Below are 18691 nucleotides of genomic sequence, written 5' to 3'. Positions count from 1 at the left end.
CGGAAGAGCAAGCGCCATACCATCACGCCCTACTCCGGGACCCACTCGCCAATGAACTCTGCAGTAACGACTTAGCGTCAGAACGCGCTCCGATTTGCGGGGCTGGCCGAACCGCTTGTGGTGTCTCAACCACAGGTGCCCTGCCCATGAGTGTGGCGATATTACCACAGTTGACTATCCAGCCAAACGGGTCACCAGCCTCAAGGGCTTTCGCCCAAACATCTCGGCCAGAAAGCGGCCGGTATGAGATGCATGGATTCGCGACACCTCTTCCGGCGTTCCGCTCGCGACGACCCGCCCGCCCTCCTCGCCGCCTTCCGGGCCCAGATCGATGACGTGATCGGCCGACTTGATGACATCGAGGTTGTGCTCGATGACGACGACCGCGTTCCCCTGGTCCACCAGACGGCCGAGCACATCGAGCAACTTGCGCGTGTCCTCGAAGTGCAGGCCGGTTGTCGGTTCGTCGAGGATGTAGAGCGTCTTTCCGGTTCCCCGGCGCGACAGTTCCTTCGCCAGCTTGACCCGCTGCGCCTCGCCGCCGCTCAGCGTCGTCGCTGACTGTCCCAGCTTGATGTACCCGAGACCCACTTCCTGGAGTGTTCGAAGCTTGTTCGCGATCGGCGGGAAGTTCTCGAGCAGTTCGAGCGCCTGCTCGACCGTCAAATCCAGCACCTCGGCGATCGACTTGCCACGGTAGCGGATCTCGAGCGTCTCCCGGTTGTAGCGACGGCCCTTGCACTCCTCGCACGTGACGTAGACATTCGGCAGGAAGTGCATCTCGACCGCGATGACGCCGTCACCCTGGCACGACTCGCATCGGCCGCCCTTCACGTTGAAGGAGAACCGGCCCGGCTTGAAACCGCGCGCCTTGGCTTCGGGCAGCACCGCGAACAACTCGCGGATGAACGTGAAGAGCCCGGTGTAGGTCGCCGGGTTCGAGCGTGGGGTCCGTCCGATCGGCGACTGGTCGATCTCGATGACCTTGTCCACGAGCGTGATGCCGTCGATGGCGTCGTGCGCACCCGGTTCGTCCGCCGCGCGGTAGAGCACCTTCGCCAGCGACCGGTAGAGAATGTCGTTGACGAGCGTGGACTTGCCGGATCCGCTCACGCCCGTCACCGCCGTCAAGACGCCGAGCGGTATCCGGACGTCCACGTTCTTGAGGTTGTTGGCCCGCGCGCCGCGAATCACCAGTTCCCCGCGATCGGTCGGCCGACGCGACGCCGGCGTGGCGATGACCCGTTCGCCGCGGAGGTACTGGCCGGTCAGCGACACCATTCCCGGAGAGATGTCACCCGGTCGCAAGGACGTCTCTCCCGGAGTGATGTCGCGGGCGGCAGCCGCCAATAGCGCCGACGGTCGCCCCTGGAATATCACGTGACCACCGTGCTCCCCAGCTCCAGGCCCGAGATCGACGAGGTAGTCGGCCGTGCGGATCGTCTCCTCGTCGTGCTCGACGACGATCACGCTGTTGCCGAGATCGCGCAGGCGCCGCAGCGTCGCGAGCAGGCGGCGGTTGTCCCGCTGGTGGAGGCCGATCGACGGCTCGTCGAGCACGTAGAGCACGCCGCGCAGGCTCGCCCCGATCTGCGTCGCCAGCCGGATGCGCTGGCCTTCCCCACCGGAGAGCGTGGCCGCGCTCCGCCCGAGCGTCAGGTACGCGACGCCGACGTCGGTGAGGAAGTGGAGCCGCTCCTGGATCTCGCGCAGGATGCGGCCGGCAATCAACTGTTCGCGGTCGGTGAGCGGCATCGCCTCGAACGCGGCCAGCGCGTCGCCGAGCGGCAAGTCGACGTACTCGGTGATCGTCCGCCCTTTGACGCGCACGCTCCGGCTCTGCGGTTTGAGCCGCTCGCCGTGGCAGACCGGACACGGGCGGAGCGATCGATAGCGTTCCAGTTCCTCCTGGTCGCTCCACGTGCCCTGCTCGAACCGTCGGCGCAGGTTCGGAATCAGCCCCTCGAAGTCCCGCCCGTACGGATCGGCGACGCGACGGGGGCGCGTTCCGTTCCCGTTCCCGTTCCCATTGCCGTGTCCGTCCCCGCTGCCGTCGCCATTCGCGTGCCTGGCGGCGTCGGGTCCGAGCAGCAGCACGTCCCGCGAGCGGCGCGGCAGCTTCTCGAACGGCACCGCGAGGTCGATCGCGAAGTGCTGGCCGAGCGCTGTCAGCGCCTCCCGCACCAGTCGCTTGTCGCCTTGCGCCCACGGCGCAATCGCACCGTCGAGCAGCGACACCGACGGATCGGGGACGAGCCGCACCGGATCGAAGTCGAACATCGACCCCAGGCCCTGGCATTCCGGGCATGCGCCGTGGGGCGAGTTGAACGAGAAGGCGCGCGGCGTCATCTCCGGCATGCTGATGCCGCAGTCGACGCACGCCAGCCGCCGCGAGAACAGGCGGTCTCCGGCCTCGACGCTGTTGATGATGACGATGTCGTCGGAGAGCGAGAGCGCCATCTCGACGGAATCCGTGAGCCGGCGCTCGATGCCCGGGCGAACGAGCAGCCGGTCCACGACGACTTCGATCGTGTGGTTGCGGCGGCGATCCAGCGCAATGTCCTCGTCGAGCGCCCGCACCTGGCCGTCGATCCGCGCCCGCATGAATCCCCGCGCCCGCAGCGCCGCCAGGTCCTTCTTGAACTCGCCCTTCCTGCCGCGAACGATCGGCGCGAGCACGTTGATGCGTTCGTCCGACGGGAACGCGAGCACGAGGTCGATGATCTGGGCAAGTGACTGTGACGTGATTTCGCGGCCGCACGCATGGCAGTGCGGCACACCGATGTTGGCGAAGAGCAGCCGCAGGTAGTCGTAGATCTCGGTGACGGTGCCGACGGTCGACCGCGGGTTGGAGGCGGTGGTCTTCTGCTCGATGGAGATGGCGGGCGACAGGCCGTCGATCAGGTCGACGTCCGGCTTCTCCATCTGCTCGAGGAACTGCCGGGCGTACGCCGAGAGCGACTCGACATAGCGGCGCTGTCCCTCGGCGTAGATCGTGTCGAAGGCGAGCGACGATTTCCCGGAGCCGGACAGTCCCGTGATGACCACGAGCTGCCCGCGCGGCAGGTCCACGTCGATGTTCTTGAGGTTGTGGACGCGGGCGCCGCGAACGGCGATCCAATCGTGACCCATGTACCCCGGCTGCCGGCCCTAGGCCAGCGTCCTTTCCTGTCGCCCAAACAGGAAATTCTACCACGGTCGCCGGGTCGAGCCGCTCATCGGCGCTGCTACTCCCCTGACCAGCCGGCCCGCTCTATCTTGATCTCATCGAGCCGGCTCGTGCCGAGGCCGAACTTCTCGTCGGCCGCGGAGATGCAGAGCGGCGGCGGCGACAACGGCCAGTCCCCGCCCCTCAGCGCTTTCCGTTTCGCCATGATGATCTGCATCCCGACGGCGTCCACGGCCACAGGGTCGGTGCCGGCGATGAGTCCCTTGTAGTCCCACATGTACCGCGGGTCGGGCTGGGGCCCCTTGTCGCACAGGGGGCGCAGCGCGTCCACCAGCACGAGCTTCGTCTTCCCTTTCACGTCCGGCAGCAGCCAGGTCTCCGCGAGATTTGCGGCATCCTCCCCGTGATAACTGCTCGGCCGGCCGGAATACATGATGTAGAGCTTCATGACGGTGCCGATGCCGGTCAGCCAGTGGGCTTTCAGGCCTGGCATCGCGATGAGCGCGGTGCACGCCCTCGGCTTGTCGATGCCGCCCTGGGCCTCCATGATTCGGCCCGCTGGCACGCCCGCCTCGACGAGCGCCTTCCGCACGGCCTCGACCAGCTCGCGGTGCGTCGGGTTGAGGTGCGGCGTCGGCACGAGGCCGACCGTGTCCGTCGGTTTCACGAGCGACAGCCACGCGGCCTTTGCGCTGCGCTCCCCGGTGACCCGCATCACCGTGTCAGCCAGCATCCGATCGAGCACCGCTCGATTCACGTCGTGCGCCGCACCAAGCGCCTGCTGGTCACGCACGATGACAACGCGGGCCGCGCGCGGCGAACGCCTGGCCGGCTGCGGCAGCGCCGACACCGTCATCGCCCCCACCGTCCCCCTCACGAAATCCCGCCGCGTGATCGTGTGCTTGCCGCTCATACGTGCTCCACTCCGTTCAGTGTGACCGCGCGGCGGCATCGGCCAGTGCGCGCCCGGTCTGGGAATCGGCGGCGTCGACGACGATGGCCAGGGCATGTCCCTTCTGCGCCCACGCCACGAAGCCGTGTTCGACCTGGACGGCGCCCGCAGCGGCATGGCTCTCCTTCTTCGCGGCTTCCGGAACGTACGCCTGGACGAACGCCGTCAGCCCTGCCGCTGCGGCCTCAGGGGTCTGATAGCGCACGAGGATCAGGCGCATCGGCCGGTCCATGCCTCCCGGCCTGGCGTACTCCGTCGTCACCGCGTCCACGGCCGGACCGAGTCCGAGAATGTCCTTCGACGCGACGAAGAACGCCGAGTTGAGCACCAGGTGCGAGCGGAAGAAACAGGTGCGGTCGGTTCGAAGGACTGCGCCGTTGGCACGCTGCGGAACCGACACCAGGAACGCCGGCTGGAGCGTCGTCCGCCGTGGTTCGACGATGGCCCTGGCGAGCTGGAGGACGGCCCCGCGCGACGCCGGCGTCTCGCGCGACGCGAGGATTCTCACGTAGAGGTTGTCCGACCAGAGGCGCAGCAGCCCCGCGCCGTACAGCGCGCGATGCGGCGGCACGGTCGGCAACGAGTGACCGGCCTCGCCCCCGACGGGAATCGGTTCACCCGTCCAGTCGGTGGACAGCAACCCGAAGGCATCGTCCGATCCCCGCATCCAGTAGAGTTCGACGAGAATCGTGCCGACCGCCGCGTCGGCCGCCACGTACTCGAAGACGTCGAGATGGTCGAAACGGTAGGCGAGGTAGAGCTCGCCGCCGCCATCCATGTAGTCGAAGATCGTGGCTGCCGTGACGCGCCTCGGCGTCTCAGCCCGCGTCCACCCACCGACCCGCGATGGCAAGTTCACGGTCGGTCCTTTCGTGTCGCCTCGAGACGCGACGGCCGCAGAGGCCCGAGGCATCGACTGGCCCGCCGCCGGGGTCTTGGCCGGCCCCGAACACCCGGCAGCCAGCGCCACACTCATCAGCACAATGACAGATCTCATCGTCCGCTCACCCGCACACCGAAACGTGCGATCACCACGCCGCCATTATCCATAGGTTTTGCCGGAGCGGGTAGGTCCGTGACTGGCGCCGGGCGCACCGGGTCGGAGTGGCTTGCCCCGTCGCGGCCCCCTCCGGCATACTTGCCTCCCAGGAAAGCGAGAGTGCCATGCGTGAGAAGACCAGGGAGGTGGCAGCGCGGGCTGCGGCCTATACCGGCGAGATGACGACGTTCCTCCGCGACATGATCGCGATTCCCTCCGAGAGCGCCGGGGAACGGGCGGTCGTCGCCTGCGTGGCGCGGGAAATGCGCCGGGTCGGCTTCGACGAAGTGAAGATCGACGGGCTCGGCAACGTGCTCGGACGCGTTGGTGAAGGCCCAGTCGTGCTGGCGATCGACGGGCACCTGGACACCGTTGGCGTTGGGGACGCGTCCACGTGGAGACGAGACCCGTACCGAGGCGAACTGAAGGACGGCGTCATCTATGGGCGGGGCGCGTCCGATCAGGAGGCCGGTATTGCCGCGGCGGTCCATGGGGCGCGCATCGCGAAGGAGCTGGGGTTGCTCGATGGCGTGCAAGTCTGGGTGACGGGCACCGTCATGGAGGAGGACTGCGATGGCCTGTGCTGGCAGTACATCCTCAGAGAGGGCGTCCTGAAACCGGAGGTCGTCGTCATCACCGAGCCGACGAACCTCAACGTGTACCGCGGGCACCGCGGCCGCATGGAGATGGAGGTCCGGACGCAGGGCCTGTCCTGCCACGGATCGGCGCCCGAGCGGGGCGTGAACGCCGTCTACACGATGGCGCCGATTGTCGCGGACATCGAGCGGCTGAACGACCGGCTGGCCGAATCCGCCGATCAGTTCCTGGGCAAGGGTTCGGTGACAATTGCCGAGATCCGCTCGACATCCCCATCGCTCTGCGCGGTGGCGGATAGCTGCACGATCCACCTCGATCGTCGGCTCACCCGTGGCGAGACGCTCGAAAAGGCGGTCGCGCAGATCGGCGCGCTCGAGAGCGTGGCAGCGGCCGGCGCGACGGTCACCGTGCTCGACTACGCCCGCGAGTCCTACACGGGCCTCACGTATCCGACGAAGAAGTACTACCCGACCTGGGTGGTCGAGGAAGCCGATCCCGCCGTGCGGGCAGCGGTATCGGCGGCAGAACAGGCGCTCCACCGGCCACCGGTCGTCGACAAGTGGACGTTCTCGACCAACGGCATCGCGACGTGCGGGCTGTTCGGCGTGCCGACCGTCGGCTTCGGTCCGGCCAACGAGATCCACGCCCACACGCCGGAAGACCAGTGTCCGGTCGAACACCTGACGCTGGCGGCGGCATTCTACGCGGTGTTCGGTTCCGAATACTTGAAGACGAGGACGCGGTGATCTCTACAGAGAGGCCGCCGCGCCCCCTGTGTGGAATGACCCTCAATCCTGACCACTGACCCCTGACGTCTATGTCCAAGATCTCCACTGCACTCTCCGCGCTCGCGTCGATGCCGACCGGGCTGCACGACAAGGACTTCCTGCTCACGTGGCAGTACCCGGAGCAGACGATCCGCAGCGTGTTGCTGATCGCCGAGATCCTGCAGGACCTCGCGGCCGCCGGCGTGTCGGCGCGCGTGTTCGAAACCGGCCTCGGCATCTCGATCTTCCGCGACAAGTCCACGCGGACACGGTATGCGTTCAGATCCGGCTGCAACCTGCTCGGCCTGATGACCGAGGAACTCGATGAATCCACGTCGCAAATCGCGCACGGCGAGACGGTGCGCGAGACGGCGGCGATGATCTCGTTCCTCACCGAGGTCATCGGCATTCGCGACGACATGTTCCTCGGCGAAGGCCACAAGTACATGATGCAGGTCAGCGACGCGCTGTGCGAGAGTTCGCAGCATGGCGTCTTGCTGCAGCGGCCGGCCGTGGTGAACCTGCAGTGCGACCTCGATCATCCGACACAGAGCATGGCCGACCTGCGGCATCTCATCTCCACCTTCGGCAGCCTCGACGCGCTGAAGGGCAGGAAGATCGCGATGACCTGGGCCTACTCGCCGAGCTATGGCAAGCCGCTCTCGGTCCCGCAGGGCATCGTGTCGCTGATGTCCCGGTTCGGTATGCACGTGGTGCTGGCGCACCCGGAGGGCTACGACCTGGTGGACGAACCGCTGGACGCCGCTCGCAAGTTCGCCGCCGCGAGCGGCGGATCGTTCTCTGTCGCCACGTCGATGGACGAGGCCTTCCGCGATGCGGACATCGTCTACCCGAAGAGCTGGGCACCGGCGCGGGTGATGCGTGATCGCACCCGCCTGCTGCGCGCCGGCGAGTCGGCGAAGCTGGCCGACCTCGAGCGCGAGGCGCTCGCCAACAACGCACGGTTCAAGCACTGGGAGTGCACCGAGTCGCTGATGAAGCTCACGAAGGGCGGACAGGCTCTCTACATGCACTGCCTGCCGGCCGACGTGACCGACGTGAGCTGCCCGGCCGGCGAGGTGGGCGCGTCGGTATTCGAGCGCTATCGGCTGCAGACCTACCGCGAGGCCAGCCACAAGCCCTTCGTGATCGCCGCGATGATCCTCGCCACGAGGTTCAAGGACCCGGCGGCCGTGCTGGGCGCGTGCGTCGAGCGCAACGTCCAGCGTCGACAGGGGGGGACACGAGGATGACGGCGGCAAGGCGGCGGGCGGATGGGCGAAGGCGGACGGGTGAAGAATGACGGGTGGGCCATGAGCGCGCAGGGGCTGTTCCTGTTCCTCTTCATTCCGCTCGTGCTGTTTCTCTTTCTTCGCCAGCCGTTCGGGCCGGCATGGTCGGTGGGTCTCGGTCTCGCGGTGATGTTCGGCCACCGGATCGTCGCCATGCCGTGGGTGGCGAAGTTCGCTGACGTCCGGTGCCTGTGGTGCGGGCGCGTCGGGGTGAACGTCCGATTGCCTGTCGAGTCCGGTGGCCGCACGTGGTCGATGGCGGCGTGTTCGGAGGCGCACGCCGCGTCGGTCACGCGGTTCCTGGCGTTCGTCGTGCGCCACCGCTACCTCATCGCGATCGGGATCTTCGTGCCGCTCCTCGTGCTCCTCGGCAACTCGCTCGTTACAGCGGTCGGCCGACCGTTGCTCTCGCACGACCACGTCGCGGTGTTCTTTCGCGTCACCGTGGCACTGACGGTCGTCGCGGCCTCGGTCGGGTCGTTGCTCCGTTCTCCGGTTTCCGTTCCCGTTCCCGTTACCGGTGCGTCGTCGGCCATTCTCGGGGCGCCAGGCGAAGAGGCGCCCGGCCTCCGCTGCCCCTTCCCGATCCACAACCTGGCCCTGCTCGGGATCGGCCGCACGCTCTGGGTCTTTCGCCTGGTCGGCGCGTGGTGGATCGCCGATGCCGTCTGGCGTCTGTGGAACTGGTAGCGGCCTCGAGTGTTGGCCACACACACGTCCAGCCGTGCCGTGTGGCACGGGCGTCCCGCTTGTGAGGGAGTTCAGCACGACGCGTGGCCTCGGGTGACGATCGACGCCACGATCGCGCCGATCACGCCGATGAGAAACGTCAGCGGCGAGACGATCACCGCGAGGATGAAGAACACCGGCTCCTCGGCCCGGAGCAGACCGCTGACGAGATTGTGCAGGAGCACGCACACAACGAAGGCGATGACCGACACGGCGGCCAGCCACGTGAAGCGCCACGCCCAGGACGCGCTCATTGGCCGGACCTTCGCCACGAGGTAGATCGACGTGAGGGTCAGTACAAGCAGGGCGCCGACAACGTAACCCGATCGCAGCAGCATGGCAGTCCTCCTGTCGGGAGGATCTGACGGGCTCGCGGATGAAGGTTACGACCGGGTGGAGTGTACGGCCACCGGGCGGCGCAACGGACTGGTGCTGACGATGTTCTGCCGCAGTGCCCCAGGCACGCGAGATGCGTCTCCTCGTCCGCGAGCGTGCCGGGTGGCAGGCGTCTGTCGTTCGGTGTGAATCTGAGTGTTCAGCCCATCCAAATACCTGGGCGCCAACGTCCAACGAGTGTCGGTCGGACGTCAGGGGCCTACTTGATCTTCTTCTCGTCGACCTGCTGAGCTGCGGTTGCCAGCGCGCTCAGCACCTCGGCGGCCGCATACACCTTCCCCGTGTTTAAGCCAAAGCGCTCGGGGTTGGTCTCCGCCGGCAGCAGGAACTCGCCGCCCGATGTTTCGGCATAGAGCAGGGTGACACCAAGCGCCGGCACTCGAACGAGCGCCGGGGCAAAACCTGCAGCCCGAGCGATGCCTCGCTCCTCGAGCCGAACGGCGAAGTCGCTATTCGCTGCAGCCGTTGCCTGGGCGCTTCTCATGCCTCCGAACTCGCCAGCAATCAGTCTATTGTCCTTCCCCACAATCTCGACCTTCGTGATGACCGCGCCTGCAACGGTCACCGGGAACCAGAGCACCTCGGCATCACGGAGCATCGATTTCACTCCGGCACCAGACCGGTACGCCTTGAGACTCCTGAGGTCGATCTCGAAGACGTGCAGCGGCGTACCGACACGCGCGCTGCGAGCATCCGCGAGGCTCTTGAAGCCGAACCGGGCGTAATTCTCCTGGGTGACAATGTCCCGAACGTACTGGGCCAGTGCTGCTTGCGCGAAGACGCCGGTTCTTGCTTCGGCGACGAGCGCCCGTTCCTGAGCTGCCGTTACGGCAAGCAAGACAACCACGACAATGAGCACGCTTCCAGACGACACCATCATCGTCTTCATAACACCCCCCGGCCTGAAGACGCTTTACCGCGGGCTACGAGCCCTTGTGCTTGAACGCGTAGAAGCTGTCTCCCCAGCTATGACTGCCATCGCTCACGAATGCATCGAACGTCGATACCACATCGTCTCCCGCAGGCGACACGGAGGAGCATTGCTTGTTGTTGGTGCTGCAGCTCGGCGGCCACGGGTTCAGGTAGGACACGTATTTCTGGCCACCGACCTCGACGTAGCCGTACAAGGTGACCACATGCCCGCCGCCGCCGGTCCACCACCAGATTGCCTGTACCGGGCTGCGGCGGCAGAACGGCTGAGTTGACAGCGTCCTCCTCAGTTCATCCCACGCCAGGCTGCTCGAGACATAGGTGAACGTGAAGTTCCAGTGCTTCCAGTTGTTGCTCATGTCGGCGATTGAGGCTCCCCATCCCGATCCCCAACATGGGCAGTTCCCAGTGCAGCCGGTGCAGCAGTCCGGCGGCGTTCCGTGCACGAAGCCGGCTGATGAGCACTGGTCCACGCGGTGCCCGTACAGGGCAGAAATCTGCTCGGTTGTTGCTGCCCAGCACCACCAGTCGCGCTGCTGCGGGCATGGAGCCACTGCCACGCTCGACAGCTTCAGGGGCGTGCAACACCCGGCCGACCAGAGTGGGCCGATCGTACCCAGACAGATCGCGATGATCAGAGACGGCTTGATGACGAGGTGAGTCCGTCGCATCGCGCTTCCTCCTGTAATTCAGTCCGACGAGTCGCTGCGTCCCCTGCCCAGCCCGAACCGACTTCTTGGGGAGGACGCAGACTTGCCACAGGATTGGGGTCCGTTGGGGCGCAACCCGTCTACGGGCAGTTGCTGAGCTACCAGGAGGTGCGCGAGCTCGCGCCCCTGAGATGTGTGACGACATACGGCCTCGTGGATCCGGCGCAACCAGGGAGATACAGCCCGAAGAACACGGCCAACGGCGGGCGGTCAGGTTCGGCTCCGACCTGTCGCAGGGCTACGCCTCGACGATCTCGGGCGGACTGGTATCGAACGTAGGTCTGGGAGCGCTCTTTTCAAGGGGTGTTGCGCGGAATATTTCTCGATGATTACGAGACTGAGACGGACGTGTATTGGATCGCGCCGTCACCGCCGCCCGCGCTGCACCGCTCTCCTGCCGTTCCCCGGCGGACTCCAGAAGTCCGCGGCGCGAGGGTTGCAGTCCCGGATCATCTGGGCACAGTACTCGTTCGATTGCGTGGCGAGCCTGATGAAGGCCGCGATGGGCATGCGGCGGCGGGACAGGAGATCGACGCGAGGCACGCGAACCCACGGAGAACGAACATTCGAAGTCCGTTGGGGCGGCAACGATGAAGGCTACGACCGGGTGCGACCCGAGAAGATCACGGCAACCCGTTCGCCGGCCAGGCGCGTGTCGATGCCAATCGCTTTCATCAGGCCGGCAAGGCCGGCAGAGCCGGTATGGTCCACGTCGATGCCCGTTCCCTGATGGGCGGCGATGTTCGCTTCGAGCAGCCGGTCCTCCCCGACGACGAGCGGCCACCCGCCCGACCGCAACATCCCTTCGACCACCGCGGCCCAGTCGTAGGTTTCATCGTCCAGGATGCCGTGGGCGATGCTGTGCGGCTCCTTCTCCCACGGCCGCATGAATGCCGACCGGTGGGTGCGCGCGTGCTGCAACTCCTCGTCGATAATCGACGGGTGGGCGGCCATCAGGTCCGCGCGTTCACGATCGGCGGCCGGGCTGAAGCCCTGCTCGACGACCAGCGGCACGCGCTCGAGAATCCGCTCCGCCACCCCGTCGTACGCCCGCTTCAGCGGATACCCGCCGCTCGTCTGGACCGTATAGAACCGCGGCAGCCACGTCACCGCGCCCAGGCGATAGGCGTCCACGAATCCCTGGACGAGGGAACTGGCGAGAGCCCCGCCGCCGACCTGGACGAAGACCGCGTCGATCGGACGCCGCTGCGACTGCCAGTTGATGTCGGGCGACTGCTGCAGGCTGGAGATCATCTCCCACGCCACCGTTTCACCGCCCTCGATGGTCAGGCCGTTGTCGCTCCCCTGGCAGCAGAACGGCAGGGCGCCCGCCGACAGCGATTCCCGGAACGAAAGATAGCAGGGATCGCCTGCAACGCCGTCTCGGCGATGGGCGAGGTGGATCTGCGCCTCGAGCGCGATGAGTCGCGCGACGACCGCGGCGTCAGCCGACGGCGGGACGAAGACCTCGAGCGGCCAGCCGGCCGCGCGCGCCACGACGCCGGCCGCCAGCGCCGCGTTGCCGCAACTGGCGATGGCGAGCGTCGAGCGGTCCGTCGTGCCCGTGACACGCTGCAACACCTGCAGGTAGAGCATCACACCCATCAGGTGTCGCGCCTTGTGCGAGCCCGACACGTTCGCGGTCTCGTCCTTCACCCAGACCATCCCATCGTCCGCGCAACCGAGCTGTCGACTGAGGGCGGGCGCGGGAGCGAACGGCGTGGCCCGGAATCCCGCGCCGTCGACCGTCGCCACCGACGCGTCGAGTTCACGCACGATGCCGACGAACTGCTCGTCGGTCAGACCCCGTGCGAGCGCGAGTTGGTGCGCCGAGGAGAGGGCCCGATAGCGGACGAAGGGGTTGGCTTCCTCCGACGGCGGAAAAGAGCGCCCGGCGGGATCGAAGTGCCGCCGGACGACGTGGTCGATGTCGTCCCCGGGCCGTGCCGCGGAACACGCGAAGGGCGCGTGACCGCCATCCGCCGCCGGCATCATCGCGCCGCAGCCTGCGCAGGTGAACGTCGGTTCAGTGAGACAGGTCGGATCCATGGTTCAGTCTTGGACGGGAACTCAGACCACCACGCCGGTCCGCGCGTTGAACTCATCGATCATCGCATCCCAGGCCGGCAGGATGTGGCGTAGATCCTTCCAGAACGTCTGTTGGCGACGCGCGTTGAATTCGTGCACGGTAACACCCTGCTGCTCGACCCACGTGTAATAGCCGAGGTTGAAGATGCGCGTGCGATCGACCGTGGACAGTTCCAGCAGGTGATCCGTCGCCGCGCCGAGAAGGTGCTGCGCGAAGACTTCCCCGGCGTTCACCTGATCGAATCTGCCGCCGAACCGCCGCGTGAGCGCCTTGTCACGTTCGCTGCCGTACATCTCGGCGCCGTCGGTGGCCACGGTCAGCACCATCTCGTCGGGGCCGAGGTCGTAGTATTTCGCCGTCTTGATGGCCGCGAGCACGTTGCAGATGCTGGACAGGCCGAGCGACACCAGCGCGTCCACGACGGTCTGCGGCACCTCGCGGCGATTGACGAGATACTCGCGGCCGGCGGGCGAGCTGAACAGCACGCCGAGACCGTCCGTCGCGGCGTCCGACACCGCAACCGCCACGTCGGTGTTCATCACGTTGTGGATGAACGGCACGTGCTTGTCGCCGATGCCCTGGATGTTGTGCTCGCCAAATCCGTTGTAGAGGAGCGTCGGGCACTCCGCCGCCTCGACGGCGACAATACGCGCGCCGAACCGGTCCTTCAGGTAATCGCCGGCACCGAGCGTTCCAGCCGAACCCGTGGCCGACACGTACGCCGCCACGCGCTGATGACCAGCCGGATCGTGCGCGTCGACAATCCGCTCGAGGGCGCGGCCGGTGCACGTGTAGTGTGCCAGGTAGTTTCCGAACTCGCAGAACTGGTTGAAGATGATGTTGTGCGGGTCGCGTTCGAGCGCGGCGCACGCGTCGTAGATCTCCTTGACGTTGCTCTCCGAACCGGGCGTCCGGATGATGTCGGACGGGGCGCTGATCCACGCCTCCAGCCAGCGGAACCGTTCCTCGCTCATGCCTTCCGGCAGAATGGCGACCCCGTGACAGCCCATGATCCGTGAGATGGCGACGCCGCCGCGGCAGTAGTTCCCGGTGGACGGCCAGATCGCCTTGTGGACGGTTGGATCGAACTGGCCGGTGATGACCCGTGGCGCGAGGCAGCCGTACGCCGCGAGCACCTTGTGGGCGCGGATCATCGGGAAGCGATTGCCGAGCGCCACGATGATTGGCGCGCGAACGCCGGTCAGCGACTCGGGCAGGACGAGATGGTCCGGTGTCGGCACGCCGTGCCGGCGGTCACCCCCGTTGTACCAGTGCACGCGAAACAGGTTGAGCGGGTGCGGTGCATCCGGATCGATGCTTGCGAGCGCCTCCTGGATGGACGACGGAATCCGCGTCGGGTCGGCCAGTTGGGTGATCGTCGGCAGAAGAATGCGGGCGTCACGGAACCGCGAGACGGAATGGTCGTAGACCGACCGATCGATGATGTCCTTCTCAATCCCAAGTCGCTTCATGATATGTCCGCCAGTTGACTGAGTACGTGGCAGCCCCGCGTGGCACGGGCGTCCCGTCCCTGCGCCATCGGTCATCGTACTGGCGAAGGCTCACCATGTCCACAGAAGTGACACATGCCCCGATGGTGGGTGGCACGGGCGTCCCGCCCGTGACCGAGATCCTGAGTGGCACGGGCGTGCCGCCCGTGCACGAGATCTTGGGTGGCACGGGCGTCCCGCCCGTGCACGCCGCTCCGCCTACCGTGCCACCGCCGGCGGCCACACCCACCGGTACGCCTTCAGATTCGACCATCGCTTCCATGGATTTCCTGTGATGTACTCGAGCTTTTCGTCCAGCTCTCCGTCGGTGCGCAGGAGGCGATCGAAGTACTCGTCCTGCCACATCGGCGGCCGTCGCTCTCCATGGCGGCAGAATCGGTGCGACGTGAACGACTTCCAACTGTGCAGCAGACGTTCGAGGCGCTCGCCTGCCCTCGGAACAACCACAACGTGCACGTGGTCATCCATGACGACGAAGCCGATGAGTTGATATCGACGGCCGTCGAAATGCCGCAACGCATCGGCCACCACATCTCGCTCTCCGTCGGTCAATGCGGCCTGGCCGCGGGCGAGGCGCCATGTCACGAAGTAGGCAGGTGTGCCGTGCTCCTCACGCCAATGGGGGAGATTGCGCCGGTAGAAACGATCCACGCGGAGGCATCAAGCACGGGCGATGCCGGCGAAAACGCGCCGGAACCTGAGTACTTGGTGACACCGGGTGCAGAATTGCACTCAGTGGGGCGATGCGGGGTACGCAGATCCTGCGGCCAACACGGGCGAGACGCCCGTGCCACTCCGCCAAGCCCCACGGGCGAGACGCCCGTGCCACTCCGCCAAGCCCCACGGGCGGGACGCCCGTGCCACTCCGCCCGTGCCGCTCGAGAACCTCACCATCTGGCCCACAAGCGGGCCGCTTGCGCGCGCGCCTCGGCCTCGATTCCGGCGAGCGTGGAGTCGTCGATGGGCGGCGCTCCCTGACGAGCGCTCGCGATCTCCGCCTCCGGTAATCGGTCGGATGCCAGGCGCCAGCCGGCGTCGAGCCGCCCTTCGAAGGCGCCCAACTGTTCGCCGTGGTCCACCGCGGTCTCGGTCAGCGCGGCCGCTTCCTCCCGCATGTCCGACGGGAAGCCGTCGGTACCGAGTGCCACCCTCGACGCCGACCGGATCGCGGCCGGATAGCCGACGCGGTTGTTCCGGTTCGATCGCGGGTTCTGCACGAACCAGCATCCGGCGTCCGACGCCGCGCCGACCTGGGCGGCCGTCAGGTACACCCCGTGCGCGAGGATCGAACCGGCCGGCAGCGCATCGAGGGCGAACAGCCGTTCCAGAGGGCCAGCGTATCCTCGTTGTCGGGCGTCCTCCACGTCAGCGGAATCCTCGGCGACATGGACGTGCAGCACGGTCCCAAGCTCGCGACACAACCGGCCCGCCTCCCGAATCGTCTCGTCCGATACCGTGAACGACGCGTGGAGACCGACGACACCAGCCACGCCAGGCCGGCGGTTTGCCAGGATGAAACGCCGGCATTCAGCCAGACCGCGGCGCGCTTCGTCGCGGCCGCCGTTCCGTTCCGTCGCGCCGTAGCTGAGCACCGCACGCGCGCCGAACTCCGTGCACGCCTCCGCGAGCACGTCGAGCGAGCCGTCGATGAAGCCCGGCGACTCGTGGTGATCGACGAGGATCGACGTGCCAGCGCGCGCCGCGTGCGCGACGTAGAACCGCGCCGCCGCCCGGAGCGACGCCTCGTCCAACGCGCGGTCGAGACGCCACCAAATCTGCTCGAGTATTTGCGCGAACGTGCGGGGAATCTCCGCCGGCGCCGGCATCCCGAACGGCGCCAGGCCGCTGTAGAGATGGGTGTGCGCGTTGACGAACGATCCCCTCATCGCCGACGCCCGACACTCATCGCCCGCGCGGCGGGAGAGTCCTTCATCGGCAGCGTGTAGCGGCGGATCCCATCGAAGGCCTCGAGCGCGCCAGCCACGGCGGCGGCCGTCGGCACCAGTCCGATCTCGCCGACGCCCTTCGCGCCAAACGGCCCCTCCGGCTCCGGGTCCTCGACGATCAACACGTCGATCTCCGGCATGTCCCGCGCGCGCAGCGCGCCAATCTCTCGCAGCGCGAACGTCACCGGCATGCCGTCCTCGCACACCAGTTCCTCGGTCAGCGCGTACCCGAGGCCCATGTGGATCGCACCCTCGATTTGACCCTCGCAGAGCGCCGGATTCACCGCCCGGCCGACGTCGTGGGCCGCGACGATACGTGCCACGCGTCCCTGCCCGTCGAGGATGCAGAGCTGCGTCGCGTACCCAAACGCGGTGTGCGTCTTCACCTTCTCGACCGGCGCGCCGAGTTCGGTCGTGTCGTCCACCAGCACGTCCGCCGCATAGACTCGTCCGGCCAGATCGACCAGCCGGTGCCCTGCATCGAGGTCCGCGCGCAGCTTTTCTGCCGCGCTCGTCACCGCCCGTCCGCCGAACAACGTCGCCCGCGATCCGGTCGTCTGACCGCAGGCGAGTTGGAACGTCGAGTCCACTTTCGGACGGAAGCATGACGCGGGCAGCCCGGTCACTTCCACGGCGAACTGGACCAGCACCGTGAGCAGGCCCTGCCCCATCTCCGTGTAGCCGTTGTAGACCGAGACGGTGAGGTCGGGCTCCACGACGAGCCGCGCCTTGCCCCACTCCTTGGCGCCGTTGCCGATGCCGCTGTTCTTCAAGCCGCACGCGATGCCAACCGCCCGCCCCGCGGCCTTCGCCGCGTCGTAGTGCGGTTTCACGGCTTGCAGGGTCTTCCTGATGCCGACCGACTTCTCGAGGATCTGCCCCGTCGAGAAGACGTCGCCCACATCGAGCGCATTCCGCCAGCGGATCTCCCAGGCGTCGAGGCCGGCCTTCTGCGCCAGCAGATCCATGCACCCTTCCATGGCGAAGTGCGCCTGGTTCGCCCCGAAGCCGCGCATCGCGCCGCACGGAGGGTTGTTGGTGTAGGCCGCAATCGACTCGATGTCGATGTTCGGGACGCGATACGGCCCCGCGCCGTGTCCCGCCGCGCGCTCGAGCACCTTGGCTCCAACCGACGCGTACGCCCCCGAGTCGCCAATCATCCGAGCCTTCACCGCCGTCAGCCGCCCGTCCCCGTCGCAGCCCACCACGTATTCCATGCGGACCGGGTGACGCTTCGGATGCAGACGGATCGATTCCTCGCGGCTCAGTGTCAGCTTCACCGGGCGCCCGGCCACCTTCGCGAGGAGGGTCGTCTGGGCCTGGACCGACATGTCCTCCTTGCCGCCGAAGGCGCCACCGTTGGGCACGAGTTCGACGAACAGCGCTTCTTCGGGGACGCCGAGGAACGCGGCCACCTGACGACGGTCGTCGAAGATCCCCTGGCCCTGGGTGTAGAGATGGAATCCGCCGTCGGGAAGCGGCACGGCCAGCGCGCTCTCGGGCTCGAGATAGAGGTGCTCGATGCGCTGCGTCTGCCACGTGCCGTGCACGACGAAGGCACTCGCGGCCAGCGCCCCGTCGGCGTCCCCGCGCCGGATCCGTGATCGGGACAGGAGGTTCTCGTGCTTCGGATTCACCTGCGGCGCGCCGGGACGAATGGACGCCTCGGGGTCGAGCACGGCTGGCAGGACCTCGTACTCGATGTCCACGAGCGCGGCGGCCTCGCGGGCCGTGTGACGGTCCGTCGCCGCCACCGCCGCGAGCACGTCGCCGACGCATCTGACCTCTTCGCCCTCCGCGACCAGGCCCGGCCAGTCGCGCTCGATCAGACCGTACCACCGCTCACCCGGCACGTCCGCGGCCGTCACGACCGCGACAACGCCCGCGTGTGCCTTCGCGCGCCTCGTGTCGATTCGCACGACCTTCGCTCGCGCGTGGCGCGACAGCGTCACGGCGCCGTGCAACATGCCGGACAGCACGAGATCGTCGACGTAGGGACGGTCGCCGAGCGCCGACCGTACGGCGTCGTAGCGGGCCAACCGGGCGCCCACGCCTCCGTCCACGACGATCTCCGGGATCGACTCGCCTCTGCGACCGCGTGCCATCAACTCGATGGCGTCCACGATCTTCTTGTACCCGGTGCAACGACAGAGGTGAACGTCGATCGCGCGGGCAATTTCGGCGCGAGTCGGATTCGTGTGGCGATCCAACAGGTACTTGGCCCTCATCGCAATGCCAGGGATGCAGAACCCGCACTGGATGCCGGCCGCCGCCACGAACGCCCGCGAGAACAGGTCACGGTCGTCCGGCGACAGGCCTTCGAGCGTCAGCACCTCGTGGCCGTGCGCCGAGGCGGCGGTCATCGCGCAGGTCACCTTCGCGTTCCCGTCGACGAGCGCGAGGCAGCATCCGCACTGGCCCTGCGGCGAGCATCCATCCTTCAGCGTCCGGATCCCGCATCTCTCACGCAGGGTCTCGAGCAACGACTCGCCGTCGCGCGTCTCGACCCGCACTGGCTTCCCATTCAGGACGAACTCAACGGTATTCATCTGCGTCACGAGTAT

14 protein-coding genes are annotated in these 18691 nt (G+C 67.1%); 3 read left to right on the top strand and 11 right to left on the bottom strand.

All coding sequences use genetic code 11. From position 1 onward, the window contains the following. Window positions 1-174: 174 nt before the first annotated feature. The 3 genes from uvrA to VGK32_15740 all read right to left on the bottom strand — a co-directional run bounded on the left by uvrA (window position 175) and on the right by VGK32_15740 (window position 5118). Window positions 175-3132, bottom strand: a complete 2958-nt coding sequence (gene uvrA / locus VGK32_15750; GenBank protein HEY3383225.1) for an excinuclease ABC subunit UvrA — start codon at window positions 3130-3132, stop codon at window positions 175-177. A gap of 95 nt (window positions 3133-3227) precedes the next feature. Further along, window positions 3228-4082 carry a DUF362 domain-containing protein gene (locus VGK32_15745; GenBank protein ID HEY3383224.1) on the bottom strand — a complete coding sequence of 285 codons (855 nt, stop codon included), beginning with the start codon at window positions 4080-4082 and terminating at the stop codon, window positions 3228-3230. Window positions 4083-4098: 16 nt separating this feature from the next. Then, the gene (locus VGK32_15740) at window positions 4099-5118 is read right to left on the bottom strand and encodes a DUF6599 family protein (protein ID HEY3383223.1); all 1020 of its coding nucleotides are present in this window, start codon (window positions 5116-5118) and stop codon (window positions 4099-4101) included. Window positions 5119-5285: 167 nt separating this feature from the next. Here VGK32_15740 and VGK32_15735 point away from each other — a divergent pair, with 167 nt between their 5' ends. From VGK32_15735 to VGK32_15725, 3 genes are all read left to right on the top strand, one after another. Continuing rightward, complete coding sequence (locus VGK32_15735; GenBank protein ID HEY3383222.1) at window positions 5286-6503, top strand: YgeY family selenium metabolism-linked hydrolase; 1218 nt, start codon at window positions 5286-5288, stop codon at window positions 6501-6503. 71 nt (window positions 6504-6574) lie between these two features. Then, window positions 6575-7777 carry a knotted carbamoyltransferase YgeW gene (ygeW, locus tag VGK32_15730; GenBank protein ID HEY3383221.1) on the top strand — a complete coding sequence of 401 codons (1203 nt, stop codon included), beginning with the start codon at window positions 6575-6577 and terminating at the stop codon, window positions 7775-7777. Window positions 7778-7816: 39 nt separating this feature from the next. Further along, window positions 7817-8506, top strand: coding sequence for a hypothetical protein (locus tag VGK32_15725; protein ID HEY3383220.1), 690 nt, complete (start codon window positions 7817-7819; stop codon window positions 8504-8506). Window positions 8507-8577: 71 nt separating this feature from the next. Here VGK32_15725 and VGK32_15720 read toward each other — a convergent pair whose 3' ends face one another. The 8 genes from VGK32_15720 to xdh all read right to left on the bottom strand — a co-directional run bounded on the left by VGK32_15720 (window position 8578) and on the right by xdh (window position 18676). After that, window positions 8578-8883 carry a hypothetical protein gene (locus tag VGK32_15720; protein HEY3383219.1) on the bottom strand — a complete coding sequence of 102 codons (306 nt, stop codon included), beginning with the start codon at window positions 8881-8883 and terminating at the stop codon, window positions 8578-8580. A gap of 257 nt (window positions 8884-9140) precedes the next feature. Continuing rightward, window positions 9141-9800: a hypothetical protein gene (locus VGK32_15715; protein HEY3383218.1), complete on the bottom strand. Its 660-nt coding sequence runs from the start codon at window positions 9798-9800 to the stop codon at window positions 9141-9143. A gap of 64 nt (window positions 9801-9864) precedes the next feature. After that, on the bottom strand, window positions 9865-10542 hold the full coding sequence (locus VGK32_15710; GenBank protein HEY3383217.1) for a hypothetical protein: 678 nt from the start codon (window positions 10540-10542) through the stop codon (window positions 9865-9867). A 636-nt stretch (window positions 10543-11178) separates the two neighbouring features. Then, window positions 11179-12630, bottom strand: a complete 1452-nt coding sequence (locus VGK32_15705) for a pyridoxal-phosphate dependent enzyme (protein ID HEY3383216.1) — start codon at window positions 12628-12630, stop codon at window positions 11179-11181. 21 nt (window positions 12631-12651) lie between these two features. Continuing rightward, window positions 12652-14142, bottom strand: a complete 1491-nt coding sequence (locus VGK32_15700; GenBank protein HEY3383215.1) for a pyridoxal-phosphate dependent enzyme — start codon at window positions 14140-14142, stop codon at window positions 12652-12654. A 237-nt stretch (window positions 14143-14379) separates the two neighbouring features. Further along, on the bottom strand, window positions 14380-14832 hold the full coding sequence (locus VGK32_15695) for a transposase (protein HEY3383214.1): 453 nt from the start codon (window positions 14830-14832) through the stop codon (window positions 14380-14382). 236 nt (window positions 14833-15068) lie between these two features. After that, a complete protein-coding gene (locus VGK32_15690; protein ID HEY3383213.1) occupies window positions 15069-16067 on the bottom strand; it encodes an amidohydrolase family protein in 999 nt (332 codons plus the stop codon). Further along, on the bottom strand, window positions 16064-18676 hold the full coding sequence (xdh, locus tag VGK32_15685) for a selenium-dependent xanthine dehydrogenase (GenBank protein ID HEY3383212.1): 2613 nt from the start codon (window positions 18674-18676) through the stop codon (window positions 16064-16066). Before xdh ends, VGK32_15690 begins: the two co-directional genes overlap by 4 nt. Between the last annotated feature and the right edge of the window lie 15 nt (window positions 18677-18691).

It is taken from the genome of Vicinamibacterales bacterium, assembly GCA_036504215.1.
Classification (GTDB): domain Bacteria; phylum Acidobacteriota; class Vicinamibacteria; order Vicinamibacterales; family Fen-181; genus FEN-299.
The sequence above is the reverse complement of the archived record's forward strand: the minus strand, read 5'-3'. Positions and strand labels throughout refer to the sequence as shown.

What these genes read in the sequence shown, in the direction of transcription:
- uvrA (HEY3383225.1), bottom strand. Translation starts at nt 3,132, where the DNA reads ATGGGTCACGATTGGATCGCCGTTCGCGGCGCCCGCGTCCACAACCTC.
- VGK32_15745 (HEY3383224.1), bottom strand. Translation starts at nt 4,082, where the DNA reads ATGAGCGGCAAGCACACGATCACGCGGCGGGATTTCGTGAGGGGGACG.
- VGK32_15740 (HEY3383223.1), bottom strand. Translation starts at nt 5,118, where the DNA reads ATGAGATCTGTCATTGTGCTGATGAGTGTGGCGCTGGCTGCCGGGTGT.
- VGK32_15735 (HEY3383222.1), top strand. Translation starts at nt 5,286, where the DNA reads ATGCGTGAGAAGACCAGGGAGGTGGCAGCGCGGGCTGCGGCCTATACC.
- ygeW (HEY3383221.1), top strand. Translation starts at nt 6,575, where the DNA reads ATGTCCAAGATCTCCACTGCACTCTCCGCGCTCGCGTCGATGCCGACC.
- VGK32_15720 (HEY3383219.1), bottom strand. Translation starts at nt 8,883, where the DNA reads ATGCTGCTGCGATCGGGTTACGTTGTCGGCGCCCTGCTTGTACTGACC.
- VGK32_15710 (HEY3383217.1), bottom strand. Translation starts at nt 10,542, where the DNA reads ATGCGACGGACTCACCTCGTCATCAAGCCGTCTCTGATCATCGCGATC.
- VGK32_15705 (HEY3383216.1), bottom strand. Translation starts at nt 12,630, where the DNA reads ATGGATCCGACCTGTCTCACTGAACCGACGTTCACCTGCGCAGGCTGC.
- VGK32_15700 (HEY3383215.1), bottom strand. Translation starts at nt 14,142, where the DNA reads ATGAAGCGACTTGGGATTGAGAAGGACATCATCGATCGGTCGGTCTAC.
- VGK32_15690 (HEY3383213.1), bottom strand. Translation starts at nt 16,067, where the DNA reads ATGAGGGGATCGTTCGTCAACGCGCACACCCATCTCTACAGCGGCCTG.
- xdh (HEY3383212.1), bottom strand. Translation starts at nt 18,676, where the DNA reads ATGAATACCGTTGAGTTCGTCCTGAATGGGAAGCCAGTGCGGGTCGAG.